Source organism: Halorubrum distributum JCM 13561, from assembly GCF_000337395.1.
Lineage (GTDB): Archaea > Halobacteriota > Halobacteria > Halobacteriales > Haloferacaceae > Halorubrum > Halorubrum distributum.
Genome location: NZ_AOJF01000040.1, coordinates 97,400 through 111,876, shown reverse-complemented (window position 1 = coordinate 111,876; position 14,477 = coordinate 97,400). Strand labels below are relative to the sequence as shown.

Annotated in this window: 15 protein-coding genes; 9 read left to right on the top strand and 6 right to left on the bottom strand. The window is 68.4% G+C overall.

What is annotated here, in order from left to right:
* Nucleotides 1-150: 150 nt before the first annotated feature.
* The 3 genes from C470_RS10020 to C470_RS10010 form a co-directional block, all read right to left on the bottom strand.
* A complete protein-coding gene (locus tag C470_RS10020; RefSeq protein WP_008367012.1) occupies nucleotides 151-870 on the bottom strand; it encodes an archaellin/type IV pilin N-terminal domain-containing protein in 720 nt (239 codons plus the stop codon).
* A 2-nt stretch (nucleotides 871-872) separates the two neighbouring features.
* Nucleotides 873-1,505, bottom strand: a complete 633-nt coding sequence (locus tag C470_RS10015) for an archaellin/type IV pilin N-terminal domain-containing protein (RefSeq protein WP_008367009.1) — start codon at nucleotides 1,503-1,505, stop codon at nucleotides 873-875.
* A 365-nt stretch (nucleotides 1,506-1,870) separates the two neighbouring features.
* Nucleotides 1,871-2,209, bottom strand: coding sequence for a hypothetical protein (locus C470_RS10010; RefSeq protein ID WP_004597587.1), 339 nt, complete (start codon nucleotides 2,207-2,209; stop codon nucleotides 1,871-1,873).
* Nucleotides 2,210-2,394: 185 nt separating this feature from the next.
* On the opposite strand from C470_RS10010, the gene C470_RS10005 reads away from it, so the two are divergent.
* Nucleotides 2,395-2,733 (top strand): helix-turn-helix domain-containing protein, encoded by a 339-nt coding sequence (locus C470_RS10005; protein ID WP_004597591.1) that lies wholly within the window; start codon nucleotides 2,395-2,397, stop codon nucleotides 2,731-2,733.
* Nucleotides 2,734-2,760: 27 nt separating this feature from the next.
* On the opposite strand, the gene C470_RS10000 is transcribed toward C470_RS10005, so the two are convergent.
* Nucleotides 2,761-3,492 (bottom strand): RAD55 family ATPase, encoded by a 732-nt coding sequence (locus tag C470_RS10000; protein ID WP_004597593.1) that lies wholly within the window; start codon nucleotides 3,490-3,492, stop codon nucleotides 2,761-2,763.
* Between the two features lie 188 nt (nucleotides 3,493-3,680).
* Between C470_RS10000 and C470_RS09995 the strand changes: the two genes are divergently transcribed.
* From C470_RS09995 to C470_RS09975, 5 genes are all read left to right on the top strand, one after another.
* Nucleotides 3,681-4,244, top strand: coding sequence for a HalX domain-containing protein (locus tag C470_RS09995; RefSeq protein WP_008367007.1), 564 nt, complete (start codon nucleotides 3,681-3,683; stop codon nucleotides 4,242-4,244).
* A gap of 199 nt (nucleotides 4,245-4,443) precedes the next feature.
* A complete protein-coding gene (locus C470_RS09990) occupies nucleotides 4,444-5,337 on the top strand; it encodes a spondin domain-containing protein (RefSeq protein WP_008367004.1) in 894 nt (297 codons plus the stop codon).
* Nucleotides 5,338-5,340: 3 nt separating this feature from the next.
* Nucleotides 5,341-6,858, top strand: coding sequence for a molybdopterin-dependent oxidoreductase (locus C470_RS09985; protein ID WP_008367001.1), 1,518 nt, complete (start codon nucleotides 5,341-5,343; stop codon nucleotides 6,856-6,858).
* Between the two features lie 86 nt (nucleotides 6,859-6,944).
* Nucleotides 6,945-7,226: a winged helix-turn-helix domain-containing protein gene (locus tag C470_RS09980; RefSeq protein WP_008366999.1), complete on the top strand. Its 282-nt coding sequence runs from the start codon at nucleotides 6,945-6,947 to the stop codon at nucleotides 7,224-7,226.
* A complete protein-coding gene (locus C470_RS09975; protein WP_008366997.1) occupies nucleotides 7,223-7,522 on the top strand; it encodes a hypothetical protein in 300 nt (99 codons plus the stop codon). The genes C470_RS09980 and C470_RS09975 overlap by 4 nt, the downstream gene beginning before the upstream one ends.
* A 46-nt stretch (nucleotides 7,523-7,568) precedes the next feature.
* On the opposite strand, the gene C470_RS09970 is transcribed toward C470_RS09975, so the two are convergent.
* The gene (locus C470_RS09970) at nucleotides 7,569-8,987 is read right to left on the bottom strand and encodes a single-stranded-DNA-specific exonuclease RecJ (protein ID WP_008366996.1); all 1,419 of its coding nucleotides are present in this window, start codon (nucleotides 8,985-8,987) and stop codon (nucleotides 7,569-7,571) included.
* A 159-nt stretch (nucleotides 8,988-9,146) separates the two neighbouring features.
* Between C470_RS09970 and C470_RS09965 the strand changes: the two genes are divergently transcribed.
* The 3 genes from C470_RS09965 to C470_RS09955 all read left to right on the top strand — a co-directional run bounded on the left by C470_RS09965 (nucleotide 9,147) and on the right by C470_RS09955 (nucleotide 13,866).
* Nucleotides 9,147-10,439 (top strand): O-acetylhomoserine aminocarboxypropyltransferase/cysteine synthase family protein, encoded by a 1,293-nt coding sequence (locus C470_RS09965; RefSeq protein ID WP_007996014.1) that lies wholly within the window; start codon nucleotides 9,147-9,149, stop codon nucleotides 10,437-10,439.
* A 1-nt stretch (nucleotide 10,440) separates the two neighbouring features.
* On the top strand, nucleotides 10,441-11,739 hold the full coding sequence (gene metX / locus C470_RS09960) for a homoserine O-acetyltransferase MetX (RefSeq protein WP_008366993.1): 1,299 nt from the start codon (nucleotides 10,441-10,443) through the stop codon (nucleotides 11,737-11,739).
* 477 nt (nucleotides 11,740-12,216) lie between these two features.
* Nucleotides 12,217-13,866: a long-chain fatty acid--CoA ligase gene (locus C470_RS09955; protein ID WP_008366992.1), complete on the top strand. Its 1,650-nt coding sequence runs from the start codon at nucleotides 12,217-12,219 to the stop codon at nucleotides 13,864-13,866.
* Between the two features lie 19 nt (nucleotides 13,867-13,885).
* Here the strand turns inward: C470_RS09955 and C470_RS09950 are convergent, their stop codons facing one another.
* The gene (locus C470_RS09950; protein WP_008366990.1) at nucleotides 13,886-14,332 is read right to left on the bottom strand and encodes a DUF5807 family protein; all 447 of its coding nucleotides are present in this window, start codon (nucleotides 14,330-14,332) and stop codon (nucleotides 13,886-13,888) included.
* Nucleotides 14,333-14,477 lie beyond the last annotated feature (145 nt).

The window sequence follows — 14,477 nt, the reverse complement described above, 5'->3', positions numbered from 1 at the left end:
GAGATGTGTATAAGAGACAGAGTCGAGCTCGTCCGGGTCGGCCGGGACCGCGTCGTCGTCACTCATGGGTTGTGGTAGCGCACGCCGAAAAATAGGTGTTGCGGGCGGCCGAGCCGCCGACGTTGTGGTTGCCGCGCTGTTCGAGGCTCGTTAGAGCCGGACCGCTTCGCCGTCCTCCTCGTAGAGGTCGGGTGAGTTGAGTTCAACGGAGGTTGTCGCCGACGCGGGCGAGACGATTTCGAGCGACGAGCTGTCACTCTGGCCGAAGCCGCTGATGCTGCTGTCCAAGTGGGCGTAGTTGTAGGTGGTGTTGTACACACCGCTATCGCTGTTCTCTGCGGTGAGTTCACCGAACGGCTGCGCGCCGGGGTTAAGAACGATGGTGTAGTCTTCCTCACCGTTCAGTACCGCGTTGTCGCTGGTAACCCACGCATTCGTACTGTTCTGGACCGCGAACGTGCTCGCGTTGAGCTGGCTCGCGTTGTCACCGGATACCAAATCAGTCCCGTCCGCTGCTTGTTCGGTGAACACGAGGTTCGCCTGTCCGTTCGGACCGACCGCCTGAATAGTCGTTTCAGAGAGGTCGATCTGATCAGAGCCGGCAGCACCGGAGACAGCAATCCGGATCGATTCGAGCTCGCCTGAGCTCGCGTTACCGACGATACCGACTTCGCTGGACACGTCGATCCGTTCGGACACGAGGTCAGTACTTTCCTGTCCCGTGGCCTCCGCCTGTGACTGTAGGAAGCCTGCTGTGTTGATCAGGACGCCGGCGGCGATCGCCGCCACCAGCACCATCGCGATGAACACGATGAGCGTACCGATCCCAACCTGACCGCGATCCTCACTGTTGTTGATAAATTCGAACATTGTTACAGCCTCACCGAGGTCTGTTCTTCAGTCAGCGTCGTCGGAACGCGGAGTTCGGTGGTGGTCGTCGCACCGGACGCCGTCGTGAACGTTACCGAGAGGCTACTACCAGCCTCGAGCCCCCCGTCGGCAACGTCGTCGTTGTATGTGAAGTCGTCATTCGGCGCCGTTCCGTTAAGATTCAGCGTGATCTCTGCTCGATCGCCGCTATCAGTCAGAACGACCGCGTCTTCGACGTCATCGGTGAAGATATCGATGTTGTTGGTCTGATTGAGCGTGCCGGAGACCTGTCCGCCGGTGCCGATTAGCTCGACGCTTACTTCGGTGAGATCGATGTTTCCGGCACCGGGTGACTGAGCGACCGTGATCTGGAGCTTGTCAATAGCGCGTTCATCACCGTTGCCGGTGACGTTGAGATCGGTCACGTTCCCGGACTGGCTCACGATCTGGAGCCGGTCGCTGACTTGCGCTGTACTTTCTTCGCCCGTTGCTTCCGCCTGCGTCTGGAGGAACCCGGCAGTGTTGATCAGAACGCCGGCGGCGATCGCCGCCACCAGCACCATCGCGATGAACACGATGAGGGTCCCGATCCCCACTTGACCGCGTTGTTCCTCGTCCGTGATTGCTTCGAACATTGGTTGTTTGCGTCGGCCCCCGGCCTGCCCGGCGGGCGTTATCGATAGCGATGGGGAATTCCTACTTAAGATCACGTTTCCGGTTATCCGTATTGATAAACAACTCACGTCGTGCGTTTTTCGTGTTTATTTTGGTTAGATAATTACAGAACTAATTAACGAAAAGCGCGAGACGTTCTCAGCGTTGGATCTGAGGATGCCGCGTCCGTCGTAGTCGCTCACCGACGAAAGTACGGAGGGAAACCGAACAGCGCGATCGACGTTACCAGAAAGACCGGACCGGATAATCGGCGACCGCGGCCGGGAGAGTTACAGCACGCGTTGTGGCTGGTGTTCCGTCTCTGCGCGTCTCAGCTTCTCTCTTTTTACCGGTCGCGCAGCCGCGACAGCTCCGATTCGGGGATCACGAACTCCTGAGTTCCCGGCTCGTAGACGGCGAGGCTCCCGGCGACGAGCGCCATCGACGCCGCGAGCAGTCCCGTGTTGACCAACAGTAGCGCCTCCGCGTTACCGAATCCCGTCAGGAAGGCGGCCGCGGGCGTTCCGATCGCCGCGACGACGACGAGCCCGAAGCCGACCGCCAAGTACGCCATCGCCGTGCGACCGGACGACCGGTACGCCGCGACCGCGAACGCGACGAGCGTCGCGCTCGCGCCGGCCAGCACGGTGGTCGTCATCAGGTACAACCCCTCGATGAGCTCCATACCGCTCCTGCTCGAACGCGGATAATAAACCCACGGTGGCGGGTATCAGCGGCGATAACACGGCGCGGCGATTTGCGTCGAGGAACCGCCTTCGACCCCGTACGGCACGCCGGATCGAGACGTTTGCCGTCCGGGGTAATCACCGGTATCCTTATAAGTCATAAAAATCAATCTCGATAACGTGAATGGTGGGGGACGATCTGATCACCGTACTCGGTAACAAATACAACACGGACATCCTGACGGCGACTGGCGACGCGAAGTCGGCGCAGGACCTCAGCGACCAGCTGGACGTCCCGATCGCGACGTGTTACCGACGGATCAACGAGTTGGAGGAGGCGGATCTTCTGGAGCTACACGACCGGCCGCTCTCGGACGAACACCGGCGCGTGAAGGTGTATCGCCGGAAGGTCGACGGGGTGGAGGTCGACTTCCGCGACGGGCTCACTGTCGAGGTGGAGGAGCGGTCGGCGGTAAAGAACCGCCTCGACGACGTCTGGCGCGACCTCTCGTCGCGGGAGTGAAGAGGCGGCCGGCCGGCCCCCGGCCCGTCAGAACGACGGCTGGTCGTCGGAGCCGCCCATCATCGAGAAGCCGCCCGCGCGCTCGTGGACGGTGATCCCGCCCTGGCCGATCTCCATCGGGAAGATGTCGGTGTCGATGTCCTGTTTCCGCATCTTCGCCACCCAGACGTAGCGGTTGACGCCGGAGTCGGTCGGCGTCTGGATGAAGTAGATGTTCCCGTCGGTGAGGAAGTTCTCCAGGCCGACCTCGGTGTCGGGGAAGACGGCGCCCTGCTCGTTGATGAGCAGCGAGGTGAGCCCGTTGGCCTTGAGGATGTCCGAGAACTTCAGCAGGTAGGTGCGCTTCTCCTGTTCGGCGTCGAAGAACAGCTGGAACATCGACAGCGAGTCGAGGACGAGCCGGTCGAAGTCGCCGTCCTCGACGGTGTCGAGCAGGCGGTCGACCGCGGTCGAGAAGTCGGTCTCCCGCAGCATCTCGCGTTTGTCGAGGATGACGATGTCGCCGTCGTCGACCATCTCGTCGAACCCCTCGAAGCCGACGGACTCGGCCGCGCCGCGGATGTCGGCCTCGTCTTCCTCGAAGGAGACGTAAACGCCGCGCTCGCCGTGTTCGGAGACGCCGTGATGGAGGTACTGGATGCCGAAGATGCTCTTGCCGGTGCCCGGGTTCCCCGAGACGAGGACCGTCGACCGCTGGGTGATGCCGCCGGTGAGAATGGAGTCGAGCCCCTCGACCCCGGTGGAGACGAGTTCTGACATTCGTCTCCCCCTTGGCGGTCGGTGTATATAAAAGACGGTTCAGTGCGTCGGAGCGGAGGGGTCGGTCCGGGAGAAGCAACGCTCGGTGACATCGGGCGAACGGACGGCGACAGTTTTATCTCTCGACACAACGCCCGTTCGTGTATGCCCGGTGAAGCGTGTCCGGTCGCTCCCGGCGGTGATCGACGGTGAGCGACCCGTCGATACTCGTCGTGGAGGACGAGCCAGACATCGCGGCGCTGTACGCCGGCTTCTTAGAGGAGCGGTACGCGGTCGACGTCGCTGAGACCGCGACCGAGGCCATCGACCGCGTCGACGCCGAGATCGACGTGGTGCTCCTCGACCGCCGACTCCCCGACGGGAGCGGCGACGACGTCTTAGACCACATCCGCGGGGAGGGGTACGACTGCCGCGTGGCAATGGTCACCGCGGTCGAGCCCGACTTCGACATCATCGACATGGGGTTCGACCTCTACCTCACCAAGCCGGTGAGCCGCACGAAGCTGCTCGCCGCCATCGACACGCTCCTGACGCGCAGCGAGTACGACGACCTCGTCCAGGAGGCCGCCGCGCTCGCCAGCAAGCGCGCCGTGTTGAGCTCGCAGAAGCCGGCCGCGCAGCGCGAGGGGAACGAGGCGTACGCCGACCTCGTCGAGCGGCTGGAGGAGCTCGACGCCGACATCGACGACCTCGGCGAGTCGCTGTCGACCGACGACTACCGCGCGATGTTCCGCGACCTCGGCGAGGCCTGACGCGGCGCCGACCGCCTCGCTACTGCTCCGACCGCCGGCGCCCGATTCGTTTCGCTCTCCGTTGACAGCGACTGACCACAGAAATTGCCCACTGCGGTCGGATCCGGAACGAATTTTGAACGGATCTCGCCCCGACTCCGACCGAAAGTTGTCCGGTAGTTGAAAAATTTATATCCCCGTCATCTCCCTCGGCGGAGACATGACGGAACACGACACACGGCGGCGGTTCCTGACGACGAGCGGCGGACTCGTGGCGCTGGCGCTTTCCGGTTGCCTCGGTGACGGCGGGGGCGACGGGGAGATGGACGGCGAAGATGGGACGAACGGAGATGACGGAATGAACGGAAGTGACGAGACGGACGGCGACGACGAGACGGACGGCGGCGACGGGATGGCGGAGTCCGTCGCGGTTCGGATCCGGATCGAAAACGTCGCGCCCCCGGATTTCTATCCCGCGGACACCTCGACCGGCGGGGCCGTTTGGATCACGCCGGGTGCGTACGCCGTCCACGATGGCGAGAACCCGATTTTCGACCTCGGCGAGTCGGCGTCGATCGGGCTCGAAGCGCTCGCGGAGGCCGGGCCGCCGACCGGGTTCGAGGGGGAAGAGGGGCTCGTCGACGAGCTCGACGGAGCGACGGAGGTCCATCGGTCAGGGGCGTACACGCCCGACGACACTGTCGCGGACCCGAACGATCCGATGGGGTCAGTTCCCGGGGCGCCGCCGATCGCGCCCGGCGGCGCCTTCGAGTTCGCGGTCGACGTCTCGCCCGGCCAGCGGCTCTCGTTCGCCTCGATGTTCGTCCCCTCGAACGACGTGTTCGTCTCGACGGAGGAGGGCGGGATCGGGCTCTGGCCCGAGGACGGCGACCCGGTCGACGGCGACGTCACCGACGCCGTGGCACTGTTCGACGCGGGGACGGAGCCGAACGCGGAACCGCCCGGAACCGGTCCCGATCAGGCACCGGCCCAAGACGCACCCGACCAAGGCGCCGACGAGGACGGCGTCGTCCGCCGGCTGAGCGACGTCGACGACGGCCACGAGTACCCGGCCGTCGAGGACGTAGTTCAAGTGACCGTGACCCCCACATAGCGTATGAGTAACGTTACCGAGCGGCGAGAAACGCTCCTCGCCGCGGCGGCCGGCGCGGCCGCGATCGCCGGCTCGTACCTCGTCGCGGGGTGGACGCCGTCGTTCGTCGTCAGGCCGATCGACCAGACCGTCGTCAACCTGACCCCCGGGCCGATCGTGACGGCGACGATCGAGACCCTCGGCGAGGCGGGCCACCTGATCCACATCGCGCTGGCGCTCGCGATCGCCGTCGGACTGTTCGGGGCGGTCGCGTTCGCGGGGCTTCGGATCGCCACGCGCACCGACCGGCGCGCCGCCGGCGCCGCGGTCGCGGGAGGGGGATCCTGGCTGCTCGCTGCGGGGCTGACCGGGATCTCGCTCGGCGCGCTGGGCGCGGCGCTCCCCGCGGCGGCGGTCGTCGGGATCGGCTGGCTCCCCTCGTCGGCCGCGCCGTCCGGCGGCGACTCGGCCGGGGCGAGGGACGCGCCGGCGGTCGTCGACGCGGTGCGCCGCCGGACGCTCGGGGTCGTCGCCGGGGCGCTCGGGTTCGTCGCCGCCACCGCGGTGGGCCGTCGGGCGTTCGCGTCGGACGCGGAGCCGCTCCCCGACGCCCCGCGCTCGGAGGGCGCGGCCGCGCGGCTCCAGGAGCTGGACTCGGCCGCGCTGGCGTTCGAGAGCGACGACCTCCAGGGGATGGTGACGCCGATCGGGGAGTTCTACAACGTCGACATCGCGGAGTTCGATCCCGAGGTCACCGCCGACGAGTGGTCGCTGACGTTCACCGGCGAGACCGGGAGCGAGCGGACGGTGACCTTCGACGAGCTGATCGACCGGCCCGCCGAGAACCGCGCGGTGACGCTGCGGTGCGTCGGCGAGGACCTGAACGGCCGCCGCATCGGCAACGCGGTCTGGACGGGGACGCCGATCCGCCCGCTGCTCGAATCCGTGGACCCCCAAGGCGACTGCAACTGCGCCATGCTGCGCGGCGAGGACGGCTACTACGTGCAGTTCCCGGTCGACGTCCTCGCGGAGGGGTTCCTCGCGTGGGGGATGAACGGCAAGGAGCTCCCGACCAGCCACGGCCACCCGGTCCGGGTGCTGATCCCGGGCCACTGGGGGGAGACGAACGTGAAGTGGCTCTCGGAGATCGAGCTCCTGAACGTCGAGGAGGACGGCTACTGGGAGGAGCGCGGCTGGGAGGGGACCGGCGAGGTGAAGACGGTCGCCAAGCTCTGGGACGAGGGGGTCACGGAGCTCGGCGACGGCCGGATCGAGCTCGCCGGCCACGCCTACGCCGGGACGCCCGGCGTCGAGCGCGTCGAGGTGTCGACCGACGGCGGCGACACGTGGACCGACGCCGAGCTCTCCGACGCGCTCCCGGACGCCGACGTCTGGCGGCAGTGGCGCCACGTCTTCGAGGCCGACGGGGAGCGCGAGGTCGTCGTCCGCGCGGTCGACGGCGAGGGGACCCTCCAGACGCGGGAGGAGTCCGGGTCCGTCCCGAGCGGCGCGTCGGGGTGGGTGCGTCGGACGGTCGGCTGACGCGGCCCCCGCGGTCCGAGACGAGCGCGGAGCGGCTACCCGGCCGAAACGACTTTCAGCACCTACTCGACACACCAGTACGCCAAATGGAGAAGGCCCTGTGGTACCTGTTCGTCGCGAGCCGCGGTGGCGCCAACAGGGTCCGGATCGTCCGGCGGCTCCGCGACCGCCCGTGGAACGCGAACGAGCTCGCGGAGGCGCTGGACGTCGACTACAACACGATCACACACCACCTCGACATGCTGAAAGACCACGACGTCGTCGAGCCGAGCGACCACGACTACGGGAAGCTGTATTTCCTGACCGACCGCTTCGAGCGCCACGCGGAGACGTTCGAGGAGATCACCGCGGAGGTGGACGCGGAATGAACCCCGCGTCGCCGACCGGCGTCGCCGTGCTGATAGCGGTCGTCAACAGCGCCCTGCTGGCGGTTCTGGGTTCGGTCTGGCTCCGCAACTACCGCGAGTTCGGGTCGACGCTGCTGCTCGGGCTGGTGGGCTTCAGCGCCGTGCTGTTGGTCGAGAACCTGGTCTCCATCGCGTTCTTCTTCGCGAACATGCGGACGCTGTACGCGATGGACCCGCTCGTAGGACGGGTCGTGCTCGCCATGAGCGTGCTGGAGCTGCTCGCGGTGTCGCTTTTGACCTACGCCACGCTGAAGTGACGGCCGGACGGGTCGTTTCGGGCTCCGGAGCGACGGCCGGACCGGCTTACGAGAGCTGCTCGCCGACGATCCGGTCGGCCTCGGCGAGGAACGCGTCGCGCTCGCCGATGGGGATGGTCGCGCCCGCGGCCACGTCGTGACCGCCGCCGTCGCCGCCGACGGCCCGGCTCGCCTCGCGCATCACCGCGGAGAGGTCGAGCCCCCGCCGAACGAGCGCGTGCGAGCCGCGCGAGGACACCTTCAGTTCCTCGGCGCTCTCCTCGGCGAACGCGATCACCGGCTTCGAGCGGTCGACTGCGGGGGAGCCGACCGCCATCCCGGCGACGATGCCGACGATGGTCTCGCGGATGCGCGACCCCGCGTCGAACCACTGGAGGTGGTCCTCGTGGGTGACGCCCTCGGTTTTGACCCACTGGAGCCCCTCGGAGAGGTTTTTCCGGTGCGTGCGGAGCAGCCGGCGCGCCTCCGCGAGCGCGTCGCCACGGTCGCCGAGACACACCGCGAGGCCGACGTCGCCGCGCTCGTAGCGGGCGGTCGCGTTGAGCAGCGTGGAGAACTCGCTGACGTCGCGCAGCTCGGTGCCGGGCTCCTCGTCGACCAGCGTGTAGGAGGTGCCGACGAGCGCCTCGATCCGGTCGGACGGGACGCCGGAGGCGACCGCGCGGCGCATCAGCGCCGACGCGAGGGCCTGCCGCTCCTCGCCGTCGAGGTCGACCCAGCGCCGCCACTCCCCGTCGCGTTTCACGTCGACGTCGAGGCCGGTGAGGAAGGAGATCGCCCCCGCCTCGTCGTTCGAGATCCCCGGGATCTTCACGTCGGAGGCGTACTCCAGCAGCTTCGGGAGCGGCCGGGTCTGTCTGCCGTACAGGTCGAGGTCGGTCCGGGCCTCGAGGACGCCGGCGTCGACCCCGTCGGCGACGATCGACTCGTTGGCGCCGACGAGTTCGCCGTCGGAGTCCTGCATGTCGCCGACCGCGCCGACGACCGCGAGCGCGGCGAGGTCGCGGTTGTCGCCGTCGGGGCCCTCCAGCGCGCGGGCGAGGAGGTAGCTCGCGCCGGCGCCGGAGAGCTCGCTCGCGCCGTCGATCCCCTCCAGCAGGGGGTTGAGGTGGTACCGCGTGTCGCGGTCGGCGGGCTGGTGATGGTCGGCGATCACGGGGACGAAGTTGCCGCGCTCCTCGTGGTCGGCGATGACGTCGAGCTGGCCGGAGCCGAAGTCGGTGAAGAGCACCACGTCGAACTCGCGGGCGGCGATCCCGGCGATCGAGTCGGCGTCCAGCTGCTTCTCGAAGACGACCTCGTGGTCGATCCCGGCCCGCGCGAGCGCGGACGAGGCGATCGCGGCGCTCGTGATCCCGTCGGCGTCGATGTGCGACGCGAGCAGGGCCCGGCCGGCCTCGCGCAGGCGGTCGGCGCAGTCGGTCGCGCGGTCGGCGAGGTCGGGGACTGGGGCGGCGACTGCCATTACCACCGGTTGACGCCCGACCGGGCATAAACGCACGCTTCGGAGCGACGGACGCGGCACAGCGCTGTGGAGTCGTGGCCGCGGCGGAGTCAACGCCGAAGGGGCATCAATTGCCGTAACTGACGGTTATAGATGTGCGCAGACGTATGAGCAACAAACATGACACGTGGGTTCAACACCCGGAGCCTCCACGCCGGCGCCGAGCCCGATTCGGCCACCGGCGCCCGCGCCACGCCGATCCACCAGACCACGTCGTACGTCTTCGACGACGCGGACACGGCGGCGGAGCTGTACGCGCTCCGGTCGGAGGGCCACGTCTACTCCCGGCTCTCGAACCCGACGGTGAACGTCTTGGAAGACCGGATCGCGGATCTGGCCGGCGGGTCGGACGCGGTCGCGACCGGGTCGGGGATGGCCGCGTTCGACGCGATCGCGACCGTCCTCGCGAGCGCGGGCGACAACGTCGTCGCCAGCTCGGAGATGTACGGTGGGACGGCCGCGTACCTCACGAGCATCGCGAACCGGCGCGGGATCGAGGCGCGGCTGGTCGACACGCTCGACTACGAGGCGTACGCGGACGCCGTCGACGAGGACACCGCGTTCGTCCACGTCGAGACGATCGCGAACCCCTCGCTCGTCACGCCCGACTTCGAGCGGCTCGCCGAGATCGCCCACGAGCACGCGGTCCCCCTCGTCGTCGACAACACGTTCGCGACGCCGTACTGCTGTCGCCCGTTCGAACACGGCGCCGACGTCGTCTGGGAGTCGACGACGAAGTGGATCACGGGCAACGGCACCACCGTCGGCGGGGTCGTCGTCGACGGCGGGCAGTTCCCGTGGGACCACCCCGACGCCGACTACGACGAGCTCGACGGGGAGTCGCCCGCCTATCCGATCGACTTCGTCGAGCAGTTCGGCGACGCCGCCTTCGCCAACGTCGTCCGCCAGCGCGGCGTGCGGCCGACCGGCGGCCAGCAGTCCCCCTTCGACGCGTGGCAGACGATCCAGGGGCTCAACACGCTCCCGCTGCGGATGGAGCGCCACTGCGAGAACGCGCGGCGGGTCGCGGAGTTCCTCCGCGAGGACGACCGCGTCGACTGGGTGAGCTACCCCGGCTTCGACGACCACCGGAGCCACGGCAACGCCGCGGAGTACCTCGACGGCTTCGGCGGGATGGTCACGTTCGGCGTCGACGGCGGCTACGAGGCCGCCAAGGCGTTCTGCGAGGCGGTCGAGCTGACCAGCTTCCTCGCGAACATCGGCGACGCGAAGACGCTCGTCATCCACCCGGCCTCCACGACGCACGCGCAGATGGACGAGGAGCAACAGCGACACGCGGGCGTCCACCCGGAGATGCTCCGGCTCTCGGTCGGCATCGAGGACGCCGACGACGTGATCGCCGACCTCGACGCGGGGCTGGCCGCGGGCGAGCGCGCCGCCGGGGGGAGCTGAGATGAGCGCCGTCCCGACCGACCACGGGGTCGCCTCGCTCGGCGAGTTCACCTTCGAGTGCGGGCAGTCGGTCCCCGACTTCGAGGTCGCCTACGAGACCCACGGCGAGTTCGACGGCGACAACGTCGTGTTGGTCTGCCACGCGCTCACCGGCAGCCAGAACGTCGCGCGGTCGCCCGAGCCGGAGCGCGACGCCGAGACGGCCGGAGCCGGACAGGCCGGACAGGCCCGCGCGTGGTGGGACGACGTCGTCGGCCCGGGGAAGGCGATCGACACGACCGAGTACTACGTCGTCTGCGCGAACGTCCCCGGCTCCTGTTACGGGACGACGGGCCCGGCCAGCGAGCGCCCCGCGGACCTCGACCTGCGCGAGGAGCCCGACCACGACCGGTGGGGCACGGCGTTCCCGCCGGTCCAGGTCGAGGACTGGGCGCGCGCGCAGCGCCGCCTGCTCGACCACCTCGGCGTGGGGCGGCTCCGTGCGGTCGTCGGCGGCAGCGTCGGCGGGATGAACGCCTTGGAGTGGGCGAAGCGGTACCCGGACGACGTCGACCGCGTCGTGGCCATCGCGACCGCCGGGCGCCTCGACGCGCAGTGCCTCGCGCTCGACGCGGTCGCGCGCCGCGCCATCCGCGCGGACGCCGACTGGAACGGCGGCGACTACTACGGCGACGACCGGCCGGACCCGACCGAGGGGCTCGCGATCGCCCGCCAGATCGGGCACATCATGTACCTCTCGAAGGCGTCGATGGAGCGGAAGTTCGGGCGCCGGTCGGCCGGCCGCGACTCCCTGACGCGCGAGGACGGCGACCTCGGGCTGCCGCCGGAGCCGACGGCGGGCTTCTTCCCGTACCGCGAGGTGGAGTCGTACCTCGACTACCAGGCGGAGGGGTTCGGGGACCGGTTCGACGCGAACAGCTACCTGTACCTCACGCGTGCGATGGACGAGTACGACCTCGCCGCCGGCCACGGCGCCGACGCCGACGCGCTCGCCGCCTTCGAGGGCGAGACCCTCCTGCTGAGCTTCACCGCCGACTGGCACTTCACCGTCGAGCAGTCCGCCTCCCTCGCCGACGCCTTCCGCGAGTCCGGCGTCCCGGTGGCGCACCACGTGATCGACTCCGACCACGGCCACGACGCGTTCCTCGTCGAGCCGGAACACGTCGGTCCGCCCGTCCGCGATTTCCTCGCCGACGGCGTCGACGGCCGTGCGGTCTCCGACGAGGGCGGCGACGACGGCGACGACCCGCGACCGAGCTCCGACCACGCGCCCGTCCACGCGAGCCTGTTTCGGGGATGATCTCTTCTTTTAAATAGAATCTGTGCGGCGGCGCGTGCCGGTGAGCGCCGCACCGCGGCGCGAACCGCACGCGCGAGGTCGCCGGCGCTACGCGCCGGCTGCTAGAGGGACCTTCGGTCCCTCGCTGGAGTCGGCCGACCGGAGCGAAGCGAAGGGAGGCCGACGAGGCTGGGGAGGTGTGAGGTGCGGGGCGGGACTCGAAGGGGCAGTCGCGAGGCGGTGTTCGTGTCGATCGGCTATTTATAAACACTATCGTCGTACGGCCGAGCGACTGGGGCTTCGGCGGTGCTCGACATCGACCTCCCGGGAGCTGTTTATAAGCAAACGGCAGAGGCGCGAGCGGCGCTCACCGACAACCGGCCGTCGACCGTTTTTAAATGACCTGTCGAGGCGGGACGCGCGTTCTCCGAGTATCCGCGAAGATTCACGATCAATGATGATAACGTTCATAGTTCCCGACCCCGTGGTGTGTGAGGTATGCCAGGCGGACACGCGCAGACCCTGCGACCGTTCATGTGGCGCGCCGAACGACTGTACCCGGACACGGAGATCGTCTCGCGCACCCACGAGGGGCGCACGCGGCACACCTACAGCGAGTACGCCGACCGGACGGCGCGGCTCGCGAACGCCCTCGACGACTACGGGATCGAGCGCGGCGACCGCGTCGCGACGTTCTGCTGGAACCACACCCGGCACTTCGAGACGTACTTCGGCGTCCCGAACACGGGCGCGCAGCTCCACACGATCAACCCGCTGCTGCCCGACGAGCACATCCAGTACATCGTCGACGACGCCGACGACGAGATCATCTTCGTCGACCCGTCGCTGGCGGAGAAGATCGCTGGCGCGGCGGAGGGCGCCGCGGAGTTCGACGACGTCGACTTCGTCGCGATGGGCTCCGAGGGGATCGACGCGCTCGACGCGCCCGCCTACGAGGAGTTCATCGGCGACTACTCGACCGAGTACGACTGGCCGGACCTCGACGGCGACCAGCCCGCCGGCCTCTGTTACACCTCCGGCACGACGGGGAAGCCGAAGGGCGTCGAGTACACCCAGTCGATGCTGTGGAGCCACACGATGGCCTCCCAGACGCCGCAGGGGATCCCGATGGAGGACTCCGACGTGGTGATGCCTGTCGTCCCCATGTTCCACGTGAACGCGTGGGGGATGCCGTTCACCGCGGCCGCCGCGGGCGCGAAGCACGTCTACCCCGGTCCCTCGCCGGACCCCGCGGACCTCGCGGCGCTGATCGAGGAGGAGGGCGTGACCCTCTCCGCGGGCGTCCCGACGGTGTGGCTCGGGCTCCGCGAGTACGTCGAGGGGGGCAACGAGGTCGACCTCTCGACGCTCGACACCGTGATCATCGGCGGCGCGGCCGCGCCGAAGGCGCTGATCGAGTGGTACGACGAGCGCGACGTCGAGGTGCTCCACGCGTGGGGGATGACGGAGCTGTCGCCGATCGGCACCGTGTCGCATCTCAAGGACGACCTGCGCGACGCCGACTACGACACGCAGGTCAACAAGCGCTCGAAGCAGGGGCTCGTCGCCCCCGGCCTGGAGTTCGAGGTCATCGACGAGGACGGCGAGGAGATCCCGTGGGACGGCGAGGCGTTCGGCGAGCTCCGCATCCGCGGCCCGTGGGTCACGAAGGAGTACTTCAAGCGCCCGGAGGCCAACGAGGAGGAGTTCGTCGACGGCTGGCTGAAGACCGGCGACGTGGTCACCGTCGACGAGGACGGCTACATGCAGCTCGTCGACCGGACGAAGGACGTGATCAAGTCCGGCGGCGAGTGGATCTCCAGCGTCGAGCTGGAGAACGCGATCATGGCCTACGACGGCGTCAGCGAGGCGGCCGTCGTCGGCGTGCCCCACGAGCGCTGGCAGGAGCGCCCCGTGGCGTTCGTCGTCGTGGCCGACGGCGTCGACCGCGAGGAGATCGTCGAGCGGATCGAGACCGGCCTCCGCGAGGAGTACCCCAAGTGGTGGGTGCCGGACGCGGTGGAGTTCATCGACGAGGTGCCCAAGACCGCCACCGGGAAGTTCTCGAAGAAGGACCTCCGCGAGCAGTACGGCGACCAGTCGCTCGTCGACGGCGCGGTGCCGGAAGACGACGCTCCTGAGGAGTAAGGTCGCCCGCAGCCGCGATCTACTCGCCGTCGCGCTCGCCGATCACCCACTTGTGCGAGTAGCTCTCGCCGCAGGTGCAGTGGGTGTACGCGTGGACCACGTCCCCCTCGGCGTAGAGGCCGCCGACCTCCTCGTTTTGCGCCTCCGCGAACGCGAAGACGAACTGTACCTCGTGGTCGTCGGCCGCGTCGTCGTCGCCCGCGAACGGACACGCCCCGTCGTCGAGCGAGCGCGCGATCTCGCCGTCCGCGTCCATCGCCGTCTTCGCGAACTCCATCGCGCCCATGCCCGTGCCGGCCTGGAACGCGGACCGGCCGGTCTCGCCGTCGAGAATCAGGCGGACGCCGCCGTCGGTCTCGGTTCCGACCTCGCGCAGCCGGGAGTCGTCGTCGAGGTACGCGTCGCTCAGGTAGAAGACCACGTCGTCGAGCCGCTCGCCCGCGAGGAACTCGTCGAGGTTGCTCATGCCGGCCGGAGGCGCGTGAGCGGTAAAAGGCGTGCGAGTCGGTCCGAGCGGGAGCGGTGCGTGTCGCGGTCGGCCCGAAGGGACCCGCGGCCGACCGGAGAGCGGAACGCACCGAACCGATGTTAAATCGTGTAGAATCGGGGCA

Bases quoted from the DNA above. Each gene is read 5' to 3' on its own strand.
- C470_RS09990 (WP_008367004.1), top strand. From the start codon at position 4,444: ATGACGGAACACGACACACGGCGGCGGTTCCTGACGACGAGCGGCGGA.
- C470_RS09980 (WP_008366999.1), top strand. From the start codon at position 6,945: ATGGAGAAGGCCCTGTGGTACCTGTTCGTCGCGAGCCGCGGTGGCGCC.
- C470_RS09970 (WP_008366996.1), bottom strand. From the start codon at position 8,987: ATGGCAGTCGCCGCCCCAGTCCCCGACCTCGCCGACCGCGCGACCGAC.
- C470_RS10010 (WP_004597587.1), bottom strand. From the start codon at position 2,209: ATGGAGCTCATCGAGGGGTTGTACCTGATGACGACCACCGTGCTGGCC.
- C470_RS09950 (WP_008366990.1), bottom strand. From the start codon at position 14,332: ATGAGCAACCTCGACGAGTTCCTCGCGGGCGAGCGGCTCGACGACGTG.
- C470_RS10015 (WP_008367009.1), bottom strand. From the start codon at position 1,505: ATGTTCGAAGCAATCACGGACGAGGAACAACGCGGTCAAGTGGGGATC.
- C470_RS10005 (WP_004597591.1), top strand. From the start codon at position 2,395: ATGGTGGGGGACGATCTGATCACCGTACTCGGTAACAAATACAACACG.
- metX (WP_008366993.1), top strand. From the start codon at position 10,441: ATGAGCGCCGTCCCGACCGACCACGGGGTCGCCTCGCTCGGCGAGTTC.
- C470_RS09975 (WP_008366997.1), top strand. From the start codon at position 7,223: ATGAACCCCGCGTCGCCGACCGGCGTCGCCGTGCTGATAGCGGTCGTC.
- C470_RS09985 (WP_008367001.1), top strand. From the start codon at position 5,341: ATGAGTAACGTTACCGAGCGGCGAGAAACGCTCCTCGCCGCGGCGGCC.
- C470_RS09965 (WP_007996014.1), top strand. From the start codon at position 9,147: ATGACACGTGGGTTCAACACCCGGAGCCTCCACGCCGGCGCCGAGCCC.
- C470_RS10020 (WP_008367012.1), bottom strand. From the start codon at position 870: ATGTTCGAATTTATCAACAACAGTGAGGATCGCGGTCAGGTTGGGATC.
- C470_RS10000 (WP_004597593.1), bottom strand. From the start codon at position 3,492: ATGTCAGAACTCGTCTCCACCGGGGTCGAGGGGCTCGACTCCATTCTC.
- C470_RS09955 (WP_008366992.1), top strand. From the start codon at position 12,217: ATGCCAGGCGGACACGCGCAGACCCTGCGACCGTTCATGTGGCGCGCC.